Origin of the sequence: Chryseobacterium sp. 22458 (assembly GCF_052044975.1) — a bacterium.
Lineage (GTDB): Bacteria > Bacteroidota > Bacteroidia > Flavobacteriales > Weeksellaceae > Chryseobacterium.
Map to the genome: position 1 here is coordinate 57,677 of NZ_JBQEOA010000004.1, position 20,717 is coordinate 78,393.

A 20,717-nucleotide genomic window follows, 5' to 3' on the forward strand; every position below is an offset into this window, starting at 1 on the left:
GAGAAACTTTTTCTTTTATTTTTTCCTTGTAAAATTCTTGTTCTTAGGCTTCTTATATCCCACTGAGGCAGTAGGTGAGGATGGCTTTTTACGGTTGTTATTTGACCTTGAACCATTCCCATTGGATGCTTTTGGTTTCTCAGCACCTCCTGCAGGAACAGGCTTATTATTGGAATCTCTTTTCTGTGCTACCAGGTCATCAGTATGGAACGGATGATTCTTGATCACGGGAATCTTCTTACCGATTAGTTTTTCCGTGTTTTTTAGGTTTAAAAGATCCAGTCCGTCTACAAAAGAGATTGATGTACCTTCAGCTCCCGCTCTTCCTGTTCTTCCGATACGGTGTACATAGGTTTCGGAAACATCGGATAATTCAAAATTGATCACGAATTTCAATTCATCAATATCAATTCCTCTTGCTGCAATATCTGTAGCCACCAGAATCCTTGTTTTTCCTGATTTGAAGTTATTCAGGGCATTCTGTCTTGCATTCTGAGATTTATTACCGTGAATAGCCTCAGCTGAAATATTATCTTTTTGAAGCTTTCTGGCAATTTTATCAGCCCCGTGTTTTGTTCTTGAGAATACCAGTACTGAGTCTGCAATATCGTTTTTCAGAATATGGGATAGCAGATTCAGCTTATTTTCTCTTTCTACAAAGTATACGGATTGTTTAATCGTATCTGCGGTAGAAGAAACCGGTGTTACTTCTACTTTTACCGGATTATCCAGGATAGAATTGGCCAGCTTCTGGATTTCACCGGGCATTGTTGCTGAGAAAAATAAAGTCTGTCTTTTCTGAGGCAAGAGCTTAATGATTCTTTTCACATCATGTACAAATCCCATATCAAGCATTCTGTCTGCTTCATCAAGTACAAAGATCTCAAGGTTCTTCAGACTGATAATTCCCTGGGCAATAAAATCAAGAAGTCTTCCCGGTGTGGCTACCAGAATATCAACCCCTTTTTTCAAAGCAGCTTCTTGGTTTCCCTGTTTTACCCCTCCGAAAATAACAAGTTGTTTCAACGGGAGATATTTACCGTAAGCATTAATATTTTCTTCAATCTGAATCGCCAGCTCCCTTGTAGGAGTGAGGATTAATGCTTTTATATGACGGTTGGGGATTTTATTTTTGGATAAGTTCTGTAAGATTGGGATAGAAAAAGCAGCCGTTTTCCCTGTTCCGGTTTGGGCACAACCTAAAAAGTCTCTGCCTTCTAAGATTTCAGGAATAGATCTTTCCTGAATAGGAGTGGGAGTCGTGTATCCCTGCTCCTGGATTGCCTTTGCAATAGGTTCTATTAAGTTTAAGTCTGTAAAATTCAAATGAATTATTTTAAAATTTTAAATAAAAATTCCCTCTGTTTGAAAGAATTACGTTTTGCAAAGGTAGCTTAAATATTTTTAAGAATTTATATCCTGTTGATAAGACCCCTGTTGTTCTGATTTTACCTGTCCTTTGTATTTAAATCTTTATACAGCTTAGTTTACCTTAGTCCATTGCTGATTCTTTCTCAGATTCTCAAAAAATGCATACACCTCTGAAAGCTTTTCAGTACCTTGTTTTCCATAATCTTCCACATTCTTTACAGTACCGTCCGCAAAATTGATTCTTAAATAAGAAGTCGGAAGATCTGTAATATTGTGTTTACCATATTTATCATTCAGGCTCTTTACATTCAGATTATCCAATAGACTGATCAGTTTGTTATAATCTTCTTCTTTGATTGTTCCCTTAAAAGTTCCTTCACGGGGCTTGGAGAATTCATCCTTCGAAGGTTTGTCGCTGAAGTTAAAATGTTCTGCTTCAAAAACTGCCGTTCTATCCGGATTGATCGTCATTTTAAAAACCGGGCAGAATCCAAAGCATGGAGTGGCCTCATATTCAATTTTAGAATATTTGGAATTGACCTTCTGAGAATTACAGGAGAATAACAATATAAATGCACAAAGGCCTAGCAGATATTTCATAACGTATATTTTGAAGGAATCTTTCAATAATTGTTCCAACTCATAAACCGAAGGTTGATTACAGATGATAAGGGGAAAAACAAAGAGAAGCAATATTGCTCCTCTTTATAGTATTTTTTATCTGATTTAAAGTTGCTTTTATCCGTGTAATTGCTTCCAGATAGCATCTTTCAGTTCTGTCAGTCCTTCTCCTGTAACCCCTGAGAAGAAAAGCGGTTGCTTGTTTTCAGGGAATTCGGCAGCAATTTCTTTTTTCAGTTCATCATCCAGAAGATCGGCTTTTGAAACAGAAACAATGAAATCTTTATCCAGAAGCTCAGGATTGTACTCCTTCAGTTCATTTTCCAGAATTTTAAACTCCTGATAGTGATCTTCAGAATCAGCCGGAATTAAAAATAACAGGATAGAGTTTCTTTCAATATGTCTAAGGAATCTGTGTCCCAAACCTTTTCCTTCCGCCGCTCCTTCAATGATTCCCGGGATATCAGCCATTACAAAAGATTTGTAATTCCTGTAATCCACGATCCCAAGGTTAGGTGTCAAAGTAGTGAAGGCATAGTTGGCAATTTTGGGTTTTGCTGCAGAAACAGAAGCCAGAAGCGTAGATTTTCCGGCGTTAGGGAAACCAACGAGTCCTACATCAGCCAAAATTTTAAGTTCGAAGACTACATACCCTTCCTGGCCATCCATTCCAGGTTGTGCATACCTTGGAGTCTGATTGGTGGAAGATTTGAAGTGTTCGTTTCCTTTTCCACCTTTTCCACCTTCCATCAGGATGATTTCCTGTTTGTCTTCAAGGATCTCGCCGATAATTTCTCCGTCCTCATTTTTAGCGATAGTTCCGATGGGAACGTCAATATAAATATCTGAACCGTCTGCACCGGTAAGCTGGTTTTTTGCTCCGTTTTCACCACGCTCTGCTTTTATATGGCGGGTATATCGAAGCGGAAGTAAAGTCCATTCCTGAGCATTTCCTCTCATAATGACGTGTCCGCCGCGACCTCCGTCGCCACCATCGGGACCCCCTTTAGGAATATACTTTTCACGGCGAAGGTGGGCAGAACCAGCACCTCCGTGTCCGCTTTTACAATGGATTTTTACGTAATCTACAAAGTTAGACATATAGTATTTGTTACGAGTTGCGAGCTACGGGACGAAAATATGATCCCGTATCCCGGACCCCGATTATTTAATTTTCTCTACTTCAGCGAAAAGTTTCTGGGAAATTTCATCAATTTCTCCTACACCGTTTACCTCCACATATTTTCCCTGCTGCTTATAAAGTTCGGCTACTTCTGCTGTTTTAGCATAATATTCTTTAATTCTGTTTTCAATGATCTCTACATTGCTGTCGTCAGATCTTCCGCTGGTTTCTCCTCTTTTAAGAAGTCTTTCAACTAAAATTTTGTCCTCTACAACCAGAGAAAGGCAGATATCAATCTCGTCATTCAGTTCTTCTTTAACGATTTTTTCAAGAGCTTCTGTCTGAGCAGTTGTTCTTGGATATCCGTCAAAAATGAAGCCATTGGTATCCGTAGGTTTTCTGATCTCATCAATCAGCATATCTGTTGTTACCTGATCCGGAACCAATTCTCCCTTATCGATATAAGATTTAGCCAATTTTCCAAGGTCAGTATCATTTTTCATGTTGTATCTGAAAAGATCACCTGTTGACACCTGTTTTAAATTGAATTTTTCGATCAGATTCTGAGCTTGCGTTCCTTTTCCACTTCCTGGAGGGCCGAACAGAACAATGTTTATCATAATTTTTATTCGCTTCCTGCAATTGGCATTTTTGCTTCCGTCTCCGGTGTTTAGCGGTTTGCTTTTTTGCTTTTAGCTTTGTTTAGTTAATAATTACTTTTTTAGAAATTTATTTTAAAAGCTAATAGCCAGAAGCTAGAAGCTAATAGCCATATTAATGGTTGATTTGTCCGTCTGCTAATTGATATAAATTTGGTAGGTTTCTTCCCAGCTCATCATAATCCAGCCCATATCCAAGTACAAATTTGTTAGGAATTTCCTTTCCAATATAGTCCAGCTTGAAATCTTTCTTATAGATCTCAGGTTTCAATAAGAAACTTGCCAGTTTTACAGATTTAGGACGCTGTGTTTCTTTGAAGTATTTGAAAAGACTTTCAACCGTGTTTCCTGTATCTACGATATCTTCTACAAGAATAATGTGACGGTCCTTTACATCTTTGGTAAGTTCCATTTTCTGATAAACAATTCCTGTAGATTCAGTTCCTACATAAGAACTCATTTGAATGAAGGCAATTTCGCACTCGCCCGGGTAATACTTTAAAAGATCTGAGAAGAACATGATAACCCCATTTAAAACCCCAATGAACACAGGAACTTCGTCCTTGTAATCTTCATAAATTCTTAACGCTGTCTCTTTTACAATTTCCTGAATTTCGGCATCCTTTAAATAAGGAACGAAAGTTTTGTCGTGAACTTTAATGCTTTCCATAAAATTTTTAGTAGGAGGCAAAGTTACGGATTTTTGATTTTTGAATAAAATCTTTTTGCGTTTAATACAGGATTTATACTATCTTTGTTCTTTCAAAACCCATAAATACAGACATGTAGGATATAATTTCTTTCAGAATCCATAAAACGGTAACCCATGAGTAACCGCTGTTTAACCATTTTAAGAAAGAAATCATGATTTTACTACATAATATATCCTTTGGGTTTCCGGGAGGAGATCTTCTATTCAATCATATTCATTTAACGATACCATCCCACACTAAATCAGCTTTGGTGGGAAACAACGGTATGGGAAAATCTACCCTGCTGAAATTAATCGCTGACGAAATACAACCATTAAATGGAAATATAAACATACAGGGGGAAGTTTTCTATGTTCCCCAGATGTTTGGTAATTTTAATCATCTTACGATTGCTGAATCTCTGAAAATTGATCATAAGCTGAATGCCCTTCAAAAAATTACCAACGGCGAGGTGGATGAAAGGTATTTTGAAACACTGAACGATGACTGGGATATCGAAGAGCGTTCCCAGGCTGCTTTACAGTATTGGGGTCTGTCAGATTTTGGCCTGACTCAAAAGCTGGATGCATTAAGCGGGGGACAGAAGACCAAAGTTTTTCTTGCAGGAATCCAGATCAACCGGCCTGATATCATCATACTGGATGAACCAACGAACCATCTGGATCTTGAAGGAAGACAATTACTGTATGAACTTATCAGCAAAACGGATGCAACGGTTGTTATTGTAAGCCATGACAGAACATTATTAAATCTTGTTGACACGATTTTTGAACTGAGCAATCAGGGAATTACCACCTATGGCGGAAATTATGACTTCTATGCCGGACAAAAAGAAATTGAAAATGAAGCGCTGCAAAATGATATCCATTCTAAAGAAAGGGCCCTGAAAAAAGCTAAAGAAAAAGAGCGTGAAACATTGGAACGGAAACAAAAACTGGATGCAAGAGGCAAAGGAAAGCAGGAAAAATCAGGCGTGGCAAGAATTATGATGAATACGCTGCGGAATAATGCAGAGAAAAATTCTTCAAAACTGAAGTCTGTGCATGCAGAGAAAATCAATGATATTTCCGGCGATTTACGGGATTTACGTTCATCAGTGAGAAATGCTGATCAGATGAAGGTCAATTTTAATGATTCAAATCTGCATTCCGGGAAAATTTTGATCTCTGCGGGAGAAATTAATTATAAATATTCCGAAAAAAATCTTTGGAAAGAAAACCTGAATTTTGAAATCAGGAGTGGCGACAGAATCTCTGTTAAAGGTCCCAACGGTTCAGGGAAAACCACGCTGATCAATTTATTGCTGGGAGATTTAGAACCTTCCGCAGGTGAGATCTCAAGATCGGATTTTCAAACCATCTATATTGATCAGGAATATTCTCTGATTGGTAAGAATGTGACGGTTTATGATTTTGCCCAACAGTTCAATGACAATGCATTGCAGGAATCTGAAGTGAAAACATTGCTGTCAAGATTTTTATTCGGAAAAGAAACCTGGGACAAAAACTGTGATATCCTGAGTGGGGGAGAGCGGCTGCGTCTTCTGCTGTGCGGACTTTCCATCAGCAACAAAGCTCCTGATATGATTATTCTTGACGAACCAACCAATAATCTGGATCTTCAAAACGTAGAAATCCTCACCAATTCCATCAGGGATTATCACGGTACTTTGCTGGTGATTTCACATGATGAGGTTTTTCTTGAGGAAATTGATATAGACAAAGAGATGATATTAGGATAAATATCGTATAATATGACTCTTTGTGAGATTTTTTACGGTGAAGAAAATTCAATAGAAAGAGACTGTCTCAAAAGTGAGACAGTCTCTTCTACCATTAAAAATATTATTTCTTCGTTTTCCTGATGGCATCAAGATAGATTTTTTTGATACTGTTTTTTTCCTCTTTTTCACTAATGTTTTCAAGAGCCGGAAGTAAGGTAGTATTGTATTTTGTTTTCAATTTCAAAATTTCACCCAATGCAAATGCAGCGCTCCAGCGTACTACAGTTCCTTCATGTTCTGTATTGGCGATCAGTTTTGTAATGGCATCTTCCAGCTGGTCAGGAAATAATCGGGCAATGTTTCCTATGACCTTAGCGCTTTCCCATTTTATTCTGGGAGCCTTTTCAGTAAGAGTCTGGGTGACAAATGTGAGTACGGTTTCGTCTGCAAGATTGGGGTTCTGTTTCGTAGCATATTCCATTGCTTCAATACAGGTTCCTTTTACCGGATCTTTTGATTTCTCAGCAAAAGCAATGAGTTCATCAATGGGTAAGGAAGTATCCAGAATCCATTGGCTGATGATCTCTGTTTTTTCCTTTGCCTTTGTAGCCTTGTCTTTAAAAAGTTCTTCTATCGTCATGGTCTTTGTTTTTAATGTTTCCAGCGCTCTAATTTAGGAATTCCCTTCGAAAATAAACCGGCAAGAAATGCGGGGAAGCCCATATCTTTCATCTTATGCTTTACAAAATCCTGCATTTCTTTTGCGGTGATGTCCGGTTGGGTGAATTGTCCTTTTTCATAGCAATATCCGCAATATTTTGTGCTGATGGTACCGTCACTATTGGTACCGCTTCTGTTAGGAGATTTTTTCAGAGGCATACTACAGCTCTGGCATTTTTTGTACACTTTGTCCATGTTATATTATATTTTTTTGACAAAGGTATAGGGGGCGACTGTCAACCTTATGTCAGTCTGTTTTTGGAAAAAAGAAATAAAGTTGGGGAGCTTGAGGTTGGAAGAGTGAAGTTATGGAGGTCGGGAGATAAGTTTATAGTCTGTTAATTTTATTTTACTCCAGTAATTGGAATGATTTTTTAGAAGTAATCTGTCCGCAATAAACTTCCAGCATCCCTCTTCCAGCTTCCATGCTCTTACAATAAAGAATTAATATACTCCTCCAATGTAAAATGTATCGTTTTCCTAAATGGCTGGGTTGTATTCCTCAAATCCTGGATCTGCAATACCTTAAAATCCCGGTATTCATTTCTTTTCCAGCACCAGGCGATCAGATGCCATTGGTTGGTATAAAAGCTCATGCCGATAGGTTCAATTTCCCTTTCACTGGCTTCCTGCAGGTTGTTAAGATAATTGATTTTTAAAATATGCTTGCCAACAATAGCATTCTGGATAACGGTAAGGTAATCTTTACTGTGATCCGTTTCCGGGGAAATATAGATTCCAATCTTTTCCTGAAGCATTTCTGCTTTTTCCTTTTCACTGTATCGTAAAACCGATTTTATTTTATCAATCGCATTGGAAACATTTTTCTGAATGGTTTTATCCGTATAGCGTTCCGAAAGTCTGGAAATCATGATCAGCGCATTAGCTTCGTCGCTTGTCAGGAGAACAGGTGGCAGAAAGAATCCCTGTAAAACAGTATAGCCCTTCTGTGGTTCATAATCAATAGGAACCCCGATTTCACCCAAAGCCTTAATATCTCTGTACACGGTTCTGATGCTGATCTCATATTTTTCAGCAATATAATCTGCCGTTACAAACTTTTTGGATTGTAGAGTGGTGAGTACGGATATCAGCCTGTCGATTCTGTTCATTATTTTAAGACATGAAGACCAAAAGTATAAAATTATTACGAATGATTAAAAGTTGGTTCGTTATTCAACTATAAATGATCCTGTTTATCCTCTCCAAAATGATATTTATCTTATCTGAAACCGGATAATCTCCTGAAATTTCAAGTAACGGAACATCTATTCCTGAAAGCCATTCACGATGGGCATTTAAGGTTCTGTTGGAAATACCTGTATCATGGTCATAATCTTTTGCCCACTCCAGGAATTCTTCAAATTTGCCAGCTCTTTGCGGATTGGTGATGATTTCTTCACCATATCTTTCGAATTCTCTTTTTCTCAGCCTTTCCATTCTTATTTCAGGCGACAGATAAATAAAAATAACGAGATCAAACGGCGGAAAAATATTTTCACCCCAATGAATCATTGATCCTCCGAAAATCCAGTTATCGGTCGTATGAAGAATATCCGAAACAGTTGTATTCCTGATTTCAGGATTCTGCTTTTCTGTAAATGGAACTTTAGTTTTAAGCCAGAAAAAATCATCACTATCGAAATATTCAATATTGAGTTGTTCAGACAATGCTTTCCCCAATGTAGTCACCCCGGAACCGGATGCCCCAAAAATATGTATTCTCATGACTTCTGTTTTTAAATCTGCGAAATCTGCAAAATCTGCGAGAGCATATAAAAATTCCCTCAGACGTAAGTAATATGACTAAGAGTACTTCAGAATCCAGGTATAAATTCCATTCAGCACTTCTTCCCGTATTTCTTCATTCAAAATCTCGTGACGCATTTCCGGATAAAGCTTTACTTCGACATTCTGGAAACCATCAGTCTTTAAATTGTTAACTGTATGCATGACTCCTTTTCCAAAATCACCAATCGGATCATTCTGACCGCTCACAAATAGCAAAGGAAAAGATAGAGAAATGGAAGCTGCCCAATTTCTTGACGTAGCCTTTTTATAGATGCTGAACAAAGTATAAAATGCATTATGGGTAAACGGAATTCCGCAAAGTTCATCCTGCTCAAAAGCTTTTCTGTTTTCCGGATTCACGCTCAGCCAGCTGGTATCACTAAAGTCTTTATCTTTTTTAAAATGTTTGTTATTAACACTTGTAAAGACAGAATTTAAAAAAGTACGATGACGAGGAGCAATAGCTGTAGCCAATGACAAATAGCCTCTCAATACATCAATTCCTGCCAACGGTCCTCCGGTTCCTGTAATGATCGCTCCGGAAAATTTACTGCTTGCTTTTTGAAGAAGACAACGGGTAACAAAAGATCCCATAGAATGTCCCAGAATAAAATGCGGAATACCGGGATACTGCTCAGTAAGATAATCTGCCATCATTTCTGCATCTGAAACAAGTCTTTCATCCGGTTTCTTAAGCTGGAAGAAGCCAATTTCATCTTTATTTTTTACCGATTTCCCGTGCCCCAGATGATCATACGTCAACACAGCAATCCCATGGTTTGCAAAATATTCTGCAATTTCTGAATATTTGCCGCTGTGTTCCTGCATGCCATGAACGATGAGTAGGGTGGCTTTGGCTGTTTCCGGGGAGAACAGGGTATAGAAAAGCTTTGAATCATTGTTGAGGTTAGAGGAAAGGTATGATGATTTTGAAGACATATTTATTTTTTTAGAAGACCAAAGTTACTTAATAGAATGCATTGAAAAATTTAGCATTTGTATTTTATCTTTTACATCAAATATAATTATAATAGACCTTAATATATTGATCAATTTAAAATCATGATTTCCACCCCATCCAAAAATAAAATTCCCTTCAAATTTGCTCACCCAATTTTTTAAAAGTAATTTTGCACGAATCTAAAAACAAATGTAAAATATGTCAACTTATGTAGTTGTAGGTCTTCAGTACGGAGATGAAGGCAAAGGAAAAATCACGGATGTTTTATCAGCAAAATCGGACTATGTAGTGCGTTTCCAGGGTGGAGACAACGCTGGTCACACGGTTTATGTGGGTGATGAGAAATTCGTTCTACACCTTCTTCCTTCAGGAGTTCTTCAATGCAAAGGGAAATGTATCATTGCGAACGGAGTAGTGGTAAACCCTAAGTCTTTCATTAAAGAAGTAAATCAGATCGAGAGCAAAGGCTTGAGAACAGATCATATCTTTATCAGCAGAAGAGCGCATGTAATCATGCCTTACCACATCCTTTTGGATACTTACCGTGAAGAGGAACACGGAGGAACTCAGATCGGAACTACCAAAAAAGGAATCGGACCTTGTTATGAAGATAAAATTGCAAGAGTCGGGATCAGAATGGTAGACCTTTTAAATCCTGAGATTTTAAGAGACAAAATCGAGAAAAACTTAAAAGTTAAAAACTCTCTTTTTGAAAAATATTACGGAAAGCCGGTTTCAGATGTTGAAGAGATCTACAACGAATTCCTTGAAATTGGAAAACAGCTTCAGCACAGAATTGTTGATACAGAGCTGGAATTAAACGAAGCCATTCAGGAAGGAAAGAATGTATTGTTCGAAGGAGCTCAGGCGTTGATGCTTGATATCGACTTCGGTACTTATCCGTACGTAACTTCTTCTTCTCCGTCTACAGGAGGTGTTTGTTCAGGAGCAGGTGTTCCGCCAACATCACTTCAGAACCTGATCGGTGTGGCAAAAGCATACTGTACCAGAGTAGGAAACGGACCTTTCCCATCTGAGCTTGATAATGAATTGGGTGAGAAAATCAGACAGATTGGTGGTGAATTCGGAGCAACTACAGGAAGACCGAGAAGAACAGGCTGGTTAGACCTGGTTTCTTTAAAGCACGCTTGTATGATCAACGGAATCAACAATCTTGTCATCACTAAGCTTGACGTTCTTACAGGAATTGAAAACCTTAAAATCGTTACCCATTATAAAACTGAAGACGGAAAAATTATCGATTATTTCACTTCGTCAACAGAAAAATTATACAACTACGAGCCAATTTACCAGGATTTACCAGGTTGGGAGGAAGATATCACAAAAGCAAGAAGCTATGATGAACTTCCGGACAATGCTCAGAAATACATCGAATTTATCGAGAAATATTTAGGAATCAATGTATATTTGGTTTCTGTAGGTCCTGAGAGAAGTCAGAACATTATCAGAAAAGAATTATTCTAAGATTCTCAGATCATAAAATAGAAAGAGGCTTTCAGTGGTGAAGGCCTCTTTTATTTTTACCTTTTACGGATTATTTGCAACCTATAACCATTAAGAAAAGCGAAGAGTAATAAGGAGAACCAGAAGTTTTTAATAAAGCTTTATCTTAATAGTCTTATCCTCTTACCTTCCACCTTAATGAAAAATTTATATTTGCAGGAAATTGCTGAGTGAAATGCCTTTGCGAACGAATTCAATGTTTATTTAAAAAAAACTCTGCGATCCTGGCGTTCAAAAAATCTTGTCCGATGTTATGCCAAAAAGCAAAGATCAGTTTCGTAATTCTCATGATTATTAATGTTTTGCTATTGTATTTTTCTGAAAAATAATCTGGGTTTTAAAGAAAGATTTTAAATTTCAAAATGTTAAATTTTCAACTTTATCATAAATTTTTCTAATATTATGTTGTTTTGATAAAATTCTGGCAGATCTTTTGATATTGAATCATTGCTTATCGATAAGAACTAACAAACTAATAATCGCTTTTTTAACAGTTTAAATAGTAGTAGTGATGAAACAACAGAATCAAAACCAGGAATTTCGCTTCAACGAAGTTCTTTTTGAGCACCGTAACAAAGAATATGGAGCTTATGTATTAAGAAACGAATCAGAAAGAATATTAACCAAAGCACTTTTTGTAGGAGTCAGCTTAATGGCAGCTGTGTCAATTACACCGTTTGTGATCTCAGCTTTTAAACCTGCTGAAACACCTGCAGGGCCAATTTATGAACTTCCAAGAGTAGTAGAAATTCAGGAAGTAGAAAAGCCTAAAGATCCACCTGCACAGATTGTAAAACCGGCAACCCCGGCGCCAGCTGTAAAAACATATGATAATACTGTACCGGAGCCGAAAGCTATTGTTACCAATGAAAAAAAAGAAGTAGAGGATAAAACAAATGCTGTAGCAAGTACACAAACGTCAAAAGGTGAAGATGCAAAAGTTGACAGCTATATTCCGATTGTTCCCCGTGTCATTGGAGGAGATGGGCCACCTGCTGTAAAATATGATCCACCTGTAGATAAAAATAAAATTGTAGAATCCGGCGAATTAGGTTCTGAAGCTAATTTCGTAGGAGGAATAGAGTCTTTCAGAAATAAAGTAATGAACAACTTTGACGGTTCAGGATTTGAATCCGAAGAGCTGGTGAAAACTACAGTGACTTTTATTGTAGAAATGGATGGTACGATCTCAGGGGTAAAAGCTAATGGAACCAATGCCGATTTTAATAATGAGGCAATGAGAACAATTAAATCAATCTCAAACAAAGGGAAATGGATTCCTGCCAAAAACAAAAAAGGAGAATTCGTAAGAAGTTATTTCAAATTTCCGATCTCTATGAAGTTTGATTAATTGCTCTGAAAACAATTTTTAATAGTTATCCACAAAGATTTTTTTTTGTGGATAATTTTTTTTATCGTTAAATTGCTTATTAACAATATTTTAACTCAATTTTGATTTTCCCCCTTCACCGGGAGCAAAGAAAAAAGTGTATTTTTGAAACTTAAAGTTCGAATAATGGCAAAAATCATAGGTATTGCTAATCAGAAAGGAGGAGTCGGAAAAACGACTACCGCTGTAAATCTGGCAGCAGCATTAGGAGTATTGGAAAAAAGAATATTAATCATTGACGCTGATCCCCAGGCAAATGCTACATCAGGACTGGGCGTTGAAGATGTTCAGTACTCTACATATAATCTATTGGAGCATAGTGCAGATACAAGACTTTGTATCAAGAGAACGGCAACTCCGAACCTGGATATTATCCCGTCACATATTGACCTGGTAGCTGCAGAAATCGAATTGGTAGACAAGGAAGACCGTGAATATATGCTGAAAAAAGCATTAGCCAGTGTAAGAGATGATTATGATTATATCATTATCGACTGTGCACCAAGTTTAGGTCTTATTACCGTAAATGCCCTTACAGCGGCAGACTCTGTCATCATCCCGATTCAGTGCGAGTACTTTGCACTGGAAGGACTGGGAAAACTTCTGAATACCGTTAAAAATGTTCAGAAGATTCATAACAAAGACCTTGGAATAGAAGGGCTTCTTCTGACGATGTATGACAGCAGATTAAGACTGTCTAACCAAGTTGTGGAAGAAGTGAATCTGCACTTCCCTGAGATGGTTTTTGAAACCATTATCAGCAGAAACGTAAGATTGAGTGAAGCACCTAGTTTTGGAGAAAGTATCCTGAACTATGATGCAGAAAGTAAAGGGGCTGTTCAGTACATTCAGTTAGCTGAAGAAGTTCTTTTGAAGAATGAAAATTTAGTAAAGAATTAAATTAATAATAAATGGCCAATAAGTGAATGCCGGTTCATCACTTATCAAAACATCATTTATCAATTATATCTATGAAGGACAAAAAAAGAGCTATGGGACGCGGCTTGGGCGCCATTTTAAGTGCAGAATCCAAAGCAACTGTGAATTCCGCTACCGATGAGGGAGCAGATAAGTTTGTAGGAAATATTGTAGAAGTTGCGCTTGAAGATATTTATCCGAACCCGACGCAGCCGAGAACTTATTTTGATGAAAAGGCGTTAAACGAACTTGCCCAGTCTATCAAAAACTTAGGCGTGATCCAGCCGATTACCTTAAGAAAAGACGGCGAGAAATTTGAAATCATATCCGGGGAAAGACGTTATAGAGCCAGTAAAATTGCAGGCTTAACGACTATTCCTGCCTATATCCGTCTGGTAAATGATCAGGAACTTCTTGAAATGGCTCTTGTTGAAAACATCCAGAGAGAAGATCTTGATGCCATTGAAATTGCTTTGACTTATCATAGACTTTTGGAGGAGATCGGTCTTACTCAGGAAAATCTGAGCCAGAGAATAGGGAAGGACAGAAGTACCATTACCAATTCGATCAGATTGTTGAGATTAAATCCGGATATTCAGAATGCCATCAGAAGCGGTGAGATTTCTGCAGGACACGGAAGAGCGATCATCAGTCTTGAAAGTGAAGAAGACCAGCAGGTTTTATTCGGGCTGATCATTAAAGAAAAATTAAACGTTCGTCAGGCTGAGCAGGCTGCTGCTGCCCTGAAGAATCCTAAATCTCCGGCTGCTAAAAAGGCAAGTATGGAGCTTTCCAATAATTATAAAAGAGCCCAGAAGACCATCGCTGATATCTTAGAGGTAAAAGTGGAGATCAAAACTTCAGGGAATGGTAAAAAAGGTAAAATTGTTCTGGACTTCAAAAATGAAGAAGAGCTGGAGTATATTTTATCCCATATTAAATAATGAAGAAAATATTTTTCACATTTTTCTTGTGCCTGGCTGCACTGGCCTACTCACAAGTCAATCCAATTGATACCGTTCGGATGCAGACGCCTCCGAAACCGGAAACCCCTGCGCTGAAACCGGGGAAAACAGAATCTAAGATCATTGAAGATCTTGAAAAAGCGAATGGCCCTACAAAGAAAACGATTAAGCTGAACCCTACCAGAGCAGGTCTGTATTCAGCAGTTTTACCGGGACTGGGACAATTCTATAACAAAAAATACTGGAAGATTCCCATTGTTTGGGGAGCTGTAGGAGCAGGAGTAGGTATTGCGGTCTGGAATGACAACCAATACAAAAAATACCGTGAATATTACATCGCTAAACTTAATGGGACACCCAATGAATTTGTAGACAGCCATCCCTGGTTAGACAAAAGAGCATTGGGGAATGCACAGGACAGGTCGAAAAGACAAAGAGACTATGCCATTGCCATTACAGGACTGATTTATATTCTGAATATAGTAGATGCCGTAGTGGATGCGCATCTTTATGAAAGCCGTCATGATCCGGATCTTACCTTCAAGCCGTCTATGATTCAGGATCAGTACGGATATGATGCACCGAAAACCGGATTTAGTTTAAGTTATAGATTTTAGTAGAATAGTAAAAGCATGATGCCTTAAGAGGAAAATGCAGGATTAAAAAATAAAAAAGATTATGAAAATAGCATTAGTGGGTTATGGTAAGATGGGAAAGATCATTGATGAGATCGCACAGAAAAGAGGTCATGAGGTGGTGGCCCGCCTGAAAGAAACTCCAACTGCTGAAAATCTTAACAATCCGGATGTTGTGATTGAGTTCTCTCTGCCGGAAGTGGCCTATGATAATATCAAAGCCTGCCTTGAAAATAAAATTCCTGTAATCTGCGGAACTACAGGCTGGCTGGAGAAAAAAGAAGAAATAGAAAAACTGGCCGTAGAAAATGATACGGCATTCCTATATGGTTCCAACTTTAGTTTAGGCGTGAATTTATTTTTTGCTTTAAACGAAAAACTTGCCGATCTGATGAAAAACGTGGACGAATATTCTTGTCAGCTGGAAGAAATTCACCATATCCATAAAAAAGATGCACCAAGCGGTACTGCTATTTCCATCGCAGAAGGTATTATACAGAACAATCCTAAGTTTGATGCCTGGAAACTGGAAGAAACAGAAGGTAAGCAGCTTGGTATTTTCGCAGTTCGTGAAGATGAAGTTCCGGGAACCCACAGCGTATTCTACAGAAGTGAAGTAGATGAGATTGAAATCAAACATACTTCTTTCAACAGAAACGGCTATGCATTGGGAGCTGTAGTTGCTGCTGAGTGGATCAAAGATAAAAAAGGAAACTTCGGAATGAAAGACGTTTTGGGGCTTTAATTTGTAACAAATTCTGTAAATTGCAGACAAATAAACAGAAAATGATGAATAGTGAATTGTAAATAGCGACCTGCTGTGATCATTTATTACTCATCATTTATCATTTATATCATAAGAATAGGCACAAAAAATTTATGAATTATTTTTTAACTTATACAGTGTATGTCCTCATTTTATCTGTATTGATGGGGATTTCAACTTGGAAGCTGTTCAAGAAAATGGGGTATAACCCTTTATTTGCTTTTATACCTTTCTACAACTATTTTATTATTCTTAAAGAAACAAAACACCCGAAATGGTGGGCTATTCTATCCTATCTTCCGATCGTAGGACCCATTATGATGTCTGTTTTTCACCTTTACTTAGTGAAGAAGTTCGGAAAAACACTGTTCAAGGATCAGATCCTTACTGTAATTCTTCCGTTTATCTATATGGCCGTGATCAACTATTCTAAAGACGTAGAATTGGAAGATGAAAACGCCAATGACCTGTTTCTTACAGATGAAGAGAAAAACGCTCAAAAGAAAGATACATTTATCGGTTCCATTACGTTTGCCGTAGTTTTTGCAACCATTATCCACGTTTTTGTAACACAGCCGTTCGGAATTCCTACAGGATCAATGGAAAGAACATTGCTGGTAGGAGATTTCCTTTTCGTAAACAAATGGAGCTATGGATACAGATTGCCAATGCGTCCTGTAGCAATACCTTTCCTTCAGGGAACCATTATGGATACAGGCCAGAAAGGAAATCCCAAAGATGATCCCAAATCTTACGTAGATGGAGTAAAGTTACCTTACACAAGAATTTTACAATTCAATAAACCTCAGAAAAATGACGTGGTTGTTTTCAACTATCCTCAGGATTCCGTACACACAGCAATCGACAGAAAAGATCCGTATGTAAAAAGATGTGTGGCTACAGCAGGAGATACTTTTGAAATGAGAGCCGGAAGACTTTTTGTGAACGGCAAGCCGGAAACCGTTTTAGGAGACCAGGAAGTTCAGCACAGATATATTGTAACTACAGGAAGCCAGTTGGATATTCCTTCATTATATAATACATATGGCTTTTTACCGGTTCAGGAAGTACAGACAGACAAAGGATATCTGTACGCTTTCCAGGGACTGACAGATAAAACAGCGAAAGAAATTAAAGAGCTTTCTCAGGTAATTGATATGAAAGAAGAAGTTTCCCCGAAAGGAGAAGCTGCCATATATTACAGAGATGAAGCTAAAACTAAAATTGATACCACTCAATCTATCTTCCCTGTCAACAAACCTTGGAACCAGGATTGGTACGGTCCTGTAAGAATTCCTAAAAAAGGAGATGTTGTAGCCATCAATCAGGAAACACTTCCAATGTACCAATGGATTATTTCTGAATATGAGCACAACAGTTTAGAGAAAAAGAACGGAAAAATCTTTATCAACGGAAAAGAAGCTAATCAGTATACCATTCAGCAGGATTATTATATGATGGTGGGAGACAACAGAGATGCTTCCTTAGATGCAAGATTCTTTGGTTTCGTTCCGGAAGAAAACATTGTAGGAAAACCGATGTTTACATGGATGAGCCTTCAGGGAGCCTTTGCAGACAGCAGCTCTACTTATCAGGCACCATTCAAGATCCGTTGGGACAGAATGTTTAAAGCAACAAACACCGGTGAAGCCAATAAAACCTCTTACTGGTGGATTGCAGCAATGATTCTAATATTGTTCTTCGGATGGGAGTATTTCGTGAAATTGTTCAGAAAGAACAAAACTGAAAACGATTAATAGAAAAAATTAAACTTAAAATAGAATGAAGTATTTGAAAAAATACTTCATTTTTGCATTATGAATATGAAGAATGTTTTATTACCGGTATTTTATTTACCACCGGTTTCATGGTTTTCAGTGTTTTTGGATGCTGAAAATGACATTGTATTTGAACAATTTGAAAATTTTCCAAAGCAGACCTATAGAAACAGAGCGAATATCTATGGAGCCAATGGAAAACTGTCGCTGATCATCCCTATGAACCACAATGGGAAAAGGGAAATGAAAGATATGGAAATTTCTTACCGAGAAGATTGGAGAACCCTTCACTGGAAGTCGATCAAGACCGCTTACCAAAGCTCTCCTTATTTCGAATACTATGAAGATAAATTCAGAAAAATTTTCGATATGAAAGAAAAATTTCTTTTGGATTTTAACCTTAAAGGGTTGGAGATCATCCAACAGATACTGAAAACAGAAAAGGCACACTCTTTGAATGTAGAATATATCAAAAATCCGGAAGGCATCAGTTTCAGAGAAAAATTCTCGGCAAAACACCCTTCAGAATTTGAAATGGAAGAATATTATCAGACTTTCTCAGATAAATTCGGATTTTTGGAAGATTTATCGGTTTTGGATCTTGTCTGTAACAAAGGTCCTGAGTCACTTTCTTATATAAAAAAAATAAAACAGTCATCATAGCAAATCGCTGTTGATCCTCTTAAAAACGGATAAAGCTGATGGTTATATGGCTTTTAAAATTAAATATCAACATATGAAAAAGGTATTATTAGCTGCAGTTTTTTTAGCAGGTTTTAATTTCTCCTTTGCACAGGAGTCTAAAGCTAAAAGTATTGACCCTAAAGAAGATAAAGATCTGATGACCTGGTATCATAAGGATTTCTCTGCTTCAAAAGTATATGGAGTAAATACGGCAAATGCTTATAAATATTTAGAATCTAAAGGCCTGAAGCCAAAAACAGTTATTGTTGGCGTTTTGGACAGTGGTGTACAGGTAGATCATCCGGGGTTGGTAAAAAACCTATGGACAAATCCTAATGAAGTTCCGGGAAATGGTAAAGATGATGATGGAAACGGATATATCGATGATATACACGGATGGAACTTTATAGGCGGGAAAAACGGAGATATTGATATCGACAATATGGAGGTAACAAGAGTTGTTGCTAAATATAAACCGGTTTTTGAAGGTTCTGATTCTGCAAAGAACAAAGCCAATCAGGCCAGTATGAAGGAGGAATTTGATATGTATATGAAAGCCAAAGATCTTTTCAGTAAAAAAAGTATTGAGGCTAAACAGAATTTTCAGACCTATTCTATGCTGAATGAGCTGATTCCTAATATGGTGAAACTGCTGGCAGGGAAACCTGTAACTGCAGAAACAATATCATCTGTTAAAGCCCCTTCAGATCAGAGAGATGCCATTGCGCTGGACTTTCTGAAACAGATCTCTACAAGTCCTGATTTCAACGGAAAATCAGCGGCTGACTTTGAGAAAAAGATGAAGGAAGAAATGAAAGAGGCAATAGACCATTTTGCTCCCGCTGCCAAACAGTATGACCTGTCTTATGATCCAAGAAAAGAAATTGTGGGAGATAACTATGACGACTACTCTGAAAAGATCTACGGAAACAACCATTATGAAGGTCCGGATGCAGAGCACGGAACCCACGTGGCAGGAATTATTGCAGGTCTTCCGCAGGGAAAAGAAATACAATATGGTGTAGCTTCCAAAGTTGCAAAAATCATGACCGTAAGAACGGTTCCGAATGGAGATGAAAGAGATAAAGACGTTGCCAATGCTATCAGATATGCGGTAGATAATGGAGCTAAAGTCTTAAATATGAGCTTTGGAAAACCGGTGTCACCTGGTAAAAATGTAGTATGGGATGCTTTCAAATATGCTGAAGATAAAGGCGTTCTTTTGGTAAAAGCTGCCGGTAATGAAAACGAAGATGTAGCAGAACACCTTGCATATCCTACCAACTTTAAGAACATTTCTGACGAAAAACCATTTGTAAGCAACGTTCTGGTAGTAGGAGCAAGCACCAATAAGAATGATGCCTTGAGAGCCGACTTCTCTAATTACAATAAAAAAATGGTTAATGTTTTTGCCCCGGGAGAAGAAATTTATTCTACCGTACCAAAAAATGAATACAAATACCTTCAGGGTACCTCAATGGCTTCACCCGTTGTAGCCGGAGGAGCAGCGGTCCTGCTGGCATATATGCCTGAACTGAAACCTGACCAGATCATTGAATCGCTTGTAAAGAGCAGTAATCCAAGTACAGCCAACGGATTCACAGATCAGTCACAGGCCGGAGGGGTTATCGACCTGAAAAAAGCTGCAGAATATGCCTATACTCATTTCTATAATGGTAAAGGATCTGCAGGTACTGTTAAGCCCTCAAAGCGTAAAGCCAACGAAGTCAAATCCGTAAAAAAGGCTGTTAAAAAATAATTTATCTTCCTGTGTTTAAGGAGAAACCATAAAGAGTCCGGATTTTTTCGGACTTTTTATTTTTTATTTTCAATTTTGGCACGGTTTTTTGTAACTTTATAGTAACAAAATAATAAACAACAAAATGAAAAAGTTACTACTTGCAGGGATGTTAGGAACATCACTTTTTGCAGTGTCTTGTTCCTCTGTGAATAAAGCAGCTACATCTCAAAATCAAAGAGCAGACTTCCTTACCATGAAAGGAGACTGGCAGATCGTGAGCGTAGATTACGAAAAAGGATATAAAATCAAACCTTTTGATGAAGGTGCAGACGCACAATGTTTCGTAGGAAGCCACTGGAGACTGATTCCTAACAACTGGACAGGGGCGTATACTTTAAACGGTGGTGGAAATTGCCCGGCAATTACTCAGCCTATCAAATTTGAAGTGAAAAACGGTAATACGTTTATGTTTAAAAAGATTGCTTCAGGTACTAAAGCAAAACAAAATACAGCAGGATATACCCTGACACTGATCAACAAAACTACAGATCAGTTTTCACTGGAGCAGGATGTTCCGTTTGAAGGAGGAAATGTAAAAGTAGTTTACAACTTCGAGAGAACAGGAATGAAATAA

At 37.8% G+C, this 20,717-nt stretch carries 21 protein-coding genes; 11 read left to right on the top strand and 10 right to left on the bottom strand.

Annotated elements, in window-relative coordinates; translation table 11 throughout:
• Positions 1-15 precede the first annotated feature (15 nt).
• The 5 genes from ACTJJF_RS14600 to ACTJJF_RS14620 form a co-directional block, all read right to left on the bottom strand.
• Entirely contained in the window at positions 16-1,326 is a 1,311-nt protein-coding gene (locus tag ACTJJF_RS14600) for a DEAD/DEAH box helicase (RefSeq protein ID WP_312298141.1), read from the bottom strand.
• Positions 1,327-1,482: 156 nt separating this feature from the next.
• Positions 1,483-1,971: a DUF6438 domain-containing protein gene (locus ACTJJF_RS14605; RefSeq protein ID WP_440700111.1), complete on the bottom strand. Its 489-nt coding sequence runs from the start codon at positions 1,969-1,971 to the stop codon at positions 1,483-1,485.
• A gap of 138 nt (positions 1,972-2,109) precedes the next feature.
• The gene (gene obgE / locus ACTJJF_RS14610) at positions 2,110-3,093 is read right to left on the bottom strand and encodes a GTPase ObgE (protein ID WP_312298137.1); all 984 of its coding nucleotides are present in this window, start codon (positions 3,091-3,093) and stop codon (positions 2,110-2,112) included.
• A 63-nt stretch (positions 3,094-3,156) separates the two neighbouring features.
• Positions 3,157-3,735, bottom strand: coding sequence for an adenylate kinase (locus ACTJJF_RS14615; protein WP_312298135.1), 579 nt, complete (start codon positions 3,733-3,735; stop codon positions 3,157-3,159).
• Positions 3,736-3,889: 154 nt separating this feature from the next.
• A complete protein-coding gene (locus ACTJJF_RS14620; protein WP_065396889.1) occupies positions 3,890-4,444 on the bottom strand; it encodes a phosphoribosyltransferase in 555 nt (184 codons plus the stop codon).
• Positions 4,445-4,638: 194 nt separating this feature from the next.
• Here ACTJJF_RS14620 and ACTJJF_RS14625 point away from each other — a divergent pair, with 194 nt between their 5' ends.
• Positions 4,639-6,228, top strand: coding sequence for an ABC-F family ATP-binding cassette domain-containing protein (locus tag ACTJJF_RS14625; protein WP_440700112.1), 1,590 nt, complete (start codon positions 4,639-4,641; stop codon positions 6,226-6,228).
• Positions 6,229-6,331: 103 nt separating this feature from the next.
• On the opposite strand, the gene ACTJJF_RS14630 is transcribed toward ACTJJF_RS14625, so the two are convergent.
• From ACTJJF_RS14630 to ACTJJF_RS14650, 5 genes are all read right to left on the bottom strand, one after another.
• Positions 6,332-6,850: a HEAT repeat domain-containing protein gene (locus ACTJJF_RS14630; RefSeq protein ID WP_440700113.1), complete on the bottom strand. Its 519-nt coding sequence runs from the start codon at positions 6,848-6,850 to the stop codon at positions 6,332-6,334.
• A gap of 11 nt (positions 6,851-6,861) precedes the next feature.
• Positions 6,862-7,125, bottom strand: coding sequence for a zinc ribbon domain-containing protein (locus ACTJJF_RS14635; protein ID WP_440700114.1), 264 nt, complete (start codon positions 7,123-7,125; stop codon positions 6,862-6,864).
• 236 nt (positions 7,126-7,361) lie between these two features.
• Positions 7,362-8,042, bottom strand: coding sequence for a helix-turn-helix transcriptional regulator (locus ACTJJF_RS14640; protein ID WP_440700115.1), 681 nt, complete (start codon positions 8,040-8,042; stop codon positions 7,362-7,364).
• A gap of 64 nt (positions 8,043-8,106) precedes the next feature.
• A complete protein-coding gene (locus ACTJJF_RS14645; protein WP_440700116.1) occupies positions 8,107-8,658 on the bottom strand; it encodes an AAA family ATPase in 552 nt (183 codons plus the stop codon).
• A gap of 78 nt (positions 8,659-8,736) precedes the next feature.
• Positions 8,737-9,660, bottom strand: coding sequence for an alpha/beta fold hydrolase (locus ACTJJF_RS14650; RefSeq protein ID WP_440700117.1), 924 nt, complete (start codon positions 9,658-9,660; stop codon positions 8,737-8,739).
• A 220-nt stretch (positions 9,661-9,880) separates the two neighbouring features.
• On the opposite strand from ACTJJF_RS14650, the gene ACTJJF_RS14655 reads away from it, so the two are divergent.
• From ACTJJF_RS14655 to ACTJJF_RS14700, 10 genes are all read left to right on the top strand, one after another.
• Positions 9,881-11,167, top strand: a complete 1,287-nt coding sequence (locus tag ACTJJF_RS14655) for an adenylosuccinate synthase (RefSeq protein WP_440700118.1) — start codon at positions 9,881-9,883, stop codon at positions 11,165-11,167.
• Between the two features lie 550 nt (positions 11,168-11,717).
• On the top strand, positions 11,718-12,557 hold the full coding sequence (locus ACTJJF_RS14660) for an energy transducer TonB (protein WP_440700119.1): 840 nt from the start codon (positions 11,718-11,720) through the stop codon (positions 12,555-12,557).
• A gap of 165 nt (positions 12,558-12,722) precedes the next feature.
• Positions 12,723-13,496, top strand: coding sequence for a ParA family protein (locus ACTJJF_RS14665; protein ID WP_047099017.1), 774 nt, complete (start codon positions 12,723-12,725; stop codon positions 13,494-13,496).
• Positions 13,497-13,567: 71 nt separating this feature from the next.
• Positions 13,568-14,458: a ParB/RepB/Spo0J family partition protein gene (locus tag ACTJJF_RS14670; RefSeq protein ID WP_440700120.1), complete on the top strand. Its 891-nt coding sequence runs from the start codon at positions 13,568-13,570 to the stop codon at positions 14,456-14,458.
• Positions 14,458-15,096 (top strand): DUF5683 domain-containing protein, encoded by a 639-nt coding sequence (locus tag ACTJJF_RS14675; protein WP_440700121.1) that lies wholly within the window; start codon positions 14,458-14,460, stop codon positions 15,094-15,096. The genes ACTJJF_RS14670 and ACTJJF_RS14675 overlap by 1 nt, the downstream gene beginning before the upstream one ends.
• A gap of 61 nt (positions 15,097-15,157) precedes the next feature.
• Positions 15,158-15,859 carry a 4-hydroxy-tetrahydrodipicolinate reductase gene (gene dapB, locus ACTJJF_RS14680; protein ID WP_440700122.1) on the top strand — a complete coding sequence of 234 codons (702 nt, stop codon included), beginning with the start codon at positions 15,158-15,160 and terminating at the stop codon, positions 15,857-15,859.
• A 134-nt stretch (positions 15,860-15,993) separates the two neighbouring features.
• Positions 15,994-17,637, top strand: coding sequence for a signal peptidase I (gene lepB, locus ACTJJF_RS14685; RefSeq protein WP_312298112.1), 1,644 nt, complete (start codon positions 15,994-15,996; stop codon positions 17,635-17,637).
• 60 nt (positions 17,638-17,697) lie between these two features.
• Positions 17,698-18,321 (top strand): WbqC family protein, encoded by a 624-nt coding sequence (locus ACTJJF_RS14690; protein WP_440700123.1) that lies wholly within the window; start codon positions 17,698-17,700, stop codon positions 18,319-18,321.
• Between the two features lie 73 nt (positions 18,322-18,394).
• The gene (locus ACTJJF_RS14695) at positions 18,395-20,101 is read left to right on the top strand and encodes a S8 family serine peptidase (protein ID WP_440700124.1); all 1,707 of its coding nucleotides are present in this window, start codon (positions 18,395-18,397) and stop codon (positions 20,099-20,101) included.
• A 124-nt stretch (positions 20,102-20,225) separates the two neighbouring features.
• Positions 20,226-20,717 carry a lipocalin family protein gene (locus tag ACTJJF_RS14700; RefSeq protein ID WP_276160923.1) on the top strand — a complete coding sequence of 164 codons (492 nt, stop codon included), beginning with the start codon at positions 20,226-20,228 and terminating at the stop codon, positions 20,715-20,717.

Bases quoted from the DNA above. Each gene is read 5' to 3' on its own strand.
- ACTJJF_RS14690 (WP_440700123.1), top strand. From the start codon at position 17,698: ATGAATATGAAGAATGTTTTATTACCGGTATTTTATTTACCACCGGTT.
- ACTJJF_RS14695 (WP_440700124.1), top strand. From the start codon at position 18,395: ATGAAAAAGGTATTATTAGCTGCAGTTTTTTTAGCAGGTTTTAATTTC.
- ACTJJF_RS14700 (WP_276160923.1), top strand. From the start codon at position 20,226: ATGAAAAAGTTACTACTTGCAGGGATGTTAGGAACATCACTTTTTGCA.
- ACTJJF_RS14645 (WP_440700116.1), bottom strand. From the start codon at position 8,658: ATGAGAATACATATTTTTGGGGCATCCGGTTCCGGGGTGACTACATTG.
- lepB (WP_312298112.1), top strand. From the start codon at position 15,994: ATGAATTATTTTTTAACTTATACAGTGTATGTCCTCATTTTATCTGTA.
- ACTJJF_RS14630 (WP_440700113.1), bottom strand. From the start codon at position 6,850: ATGACGATAGAAGAACTTTTTAAAGACAAGGCTACAAAGGCAAAGGAA.
- ACTJJF_RS14665 (WP_047099017.1), top strand. From the start codon at position 12,723: ATGGCAAAAATCATAGGTATTGCTAATCAGAAAGGAGGAGTCGGAAAA.
- ACTJJF_RS14635 (WP_440700114.1), bottom strand. From the start codon at position 7,125: ATGGACAAAGTGTACAAAAAATGCCAGAGCTGTAGTATGCCTCTGAAA.
- ACTJJF_RS14640 (WP_440700115.1), bottom strand. From the start codon at position 8,042: ATGAACAGAATCGACAGGCTGATATCCGTACTCACCACTCTACAATCC.
- ACTJJF_RS14660 (WP_440700119.1), top strand. From the start codon at position 11,718: ATGAAACAACAGAATCAAAACCAGGAATTTCGCTTCAACGAAGTTCTT.
- ACTJJF_RS14670 (WP_440700120.1), top strand. From the start codon at position 13,568: ATGAAGGACAAAAAAAGAGCTATGGGACGCGGCTTGGGCGCCATTTTA.
- ACTJJF_RS14655 (WP_440700118.1), top strand. From the start codon at position 9,881: ATGTCAACTTATGTAGTTGTAGGTCTTCAGTACGGAGATGAAGGCAAA.
- obgE (WP_312298137.1), bottom strand. From the start codon at position 3,093: ATGTCTAACTTTGTAGATTACGTAAAAATCCATTGTAAAAGCGGACAC.
- ACTJJF_RS14605 (WP_440700111.1), bottom strand. From the start codon at position 1,971: ATGAAATATCTGCTAGGCCTTTGTGCATTTATATTGTTATTCTCCTGT.
- ACTJJF_RS14650 (WP_440700117.1), bottom strand. From the start codon at position 9,660: ATGTCTTCAAAATCATCATACCTTTCCTCTAACCTCAACAATGATTCA.
- ACTJJF_RS14620 (WP_065396889.1), bottom strand. From the start codon at position 4,444: ATGGAAAGCATTAAAGTTCACGACAAAACTTTCGTTCCTTATTTAAAG.
- dapB (WP_440700122.1), top strand. From the start codon at position 15,158: ATGAAAATAGCATTAGTGGGTTATGGTAAGATGGGAAAGATCATTGAT.
- ACTJJF_RS14615 (WP_312298135.1), bottom strand. From the start codon at position 3,735: ATGATAAACATTGTTCTGTTCGGCCCTCCAGGAAGTGGAAAAGGAACG.
- ACTJJF_RS14625 (WP_440700112.1), top strand. From the start codon at position 4,639: ATGATTTTACTACATAATATATCCTTTGGGTTTCCGGGAGGAGATCTT.
- ACTJJF_RS14675 (WP_440700121.1), top strand. From the start codon at position 14,458: ATGAAGAAAATATTTTTCACATTTTTCTTGTGCCTGGCTGCACTGGCC.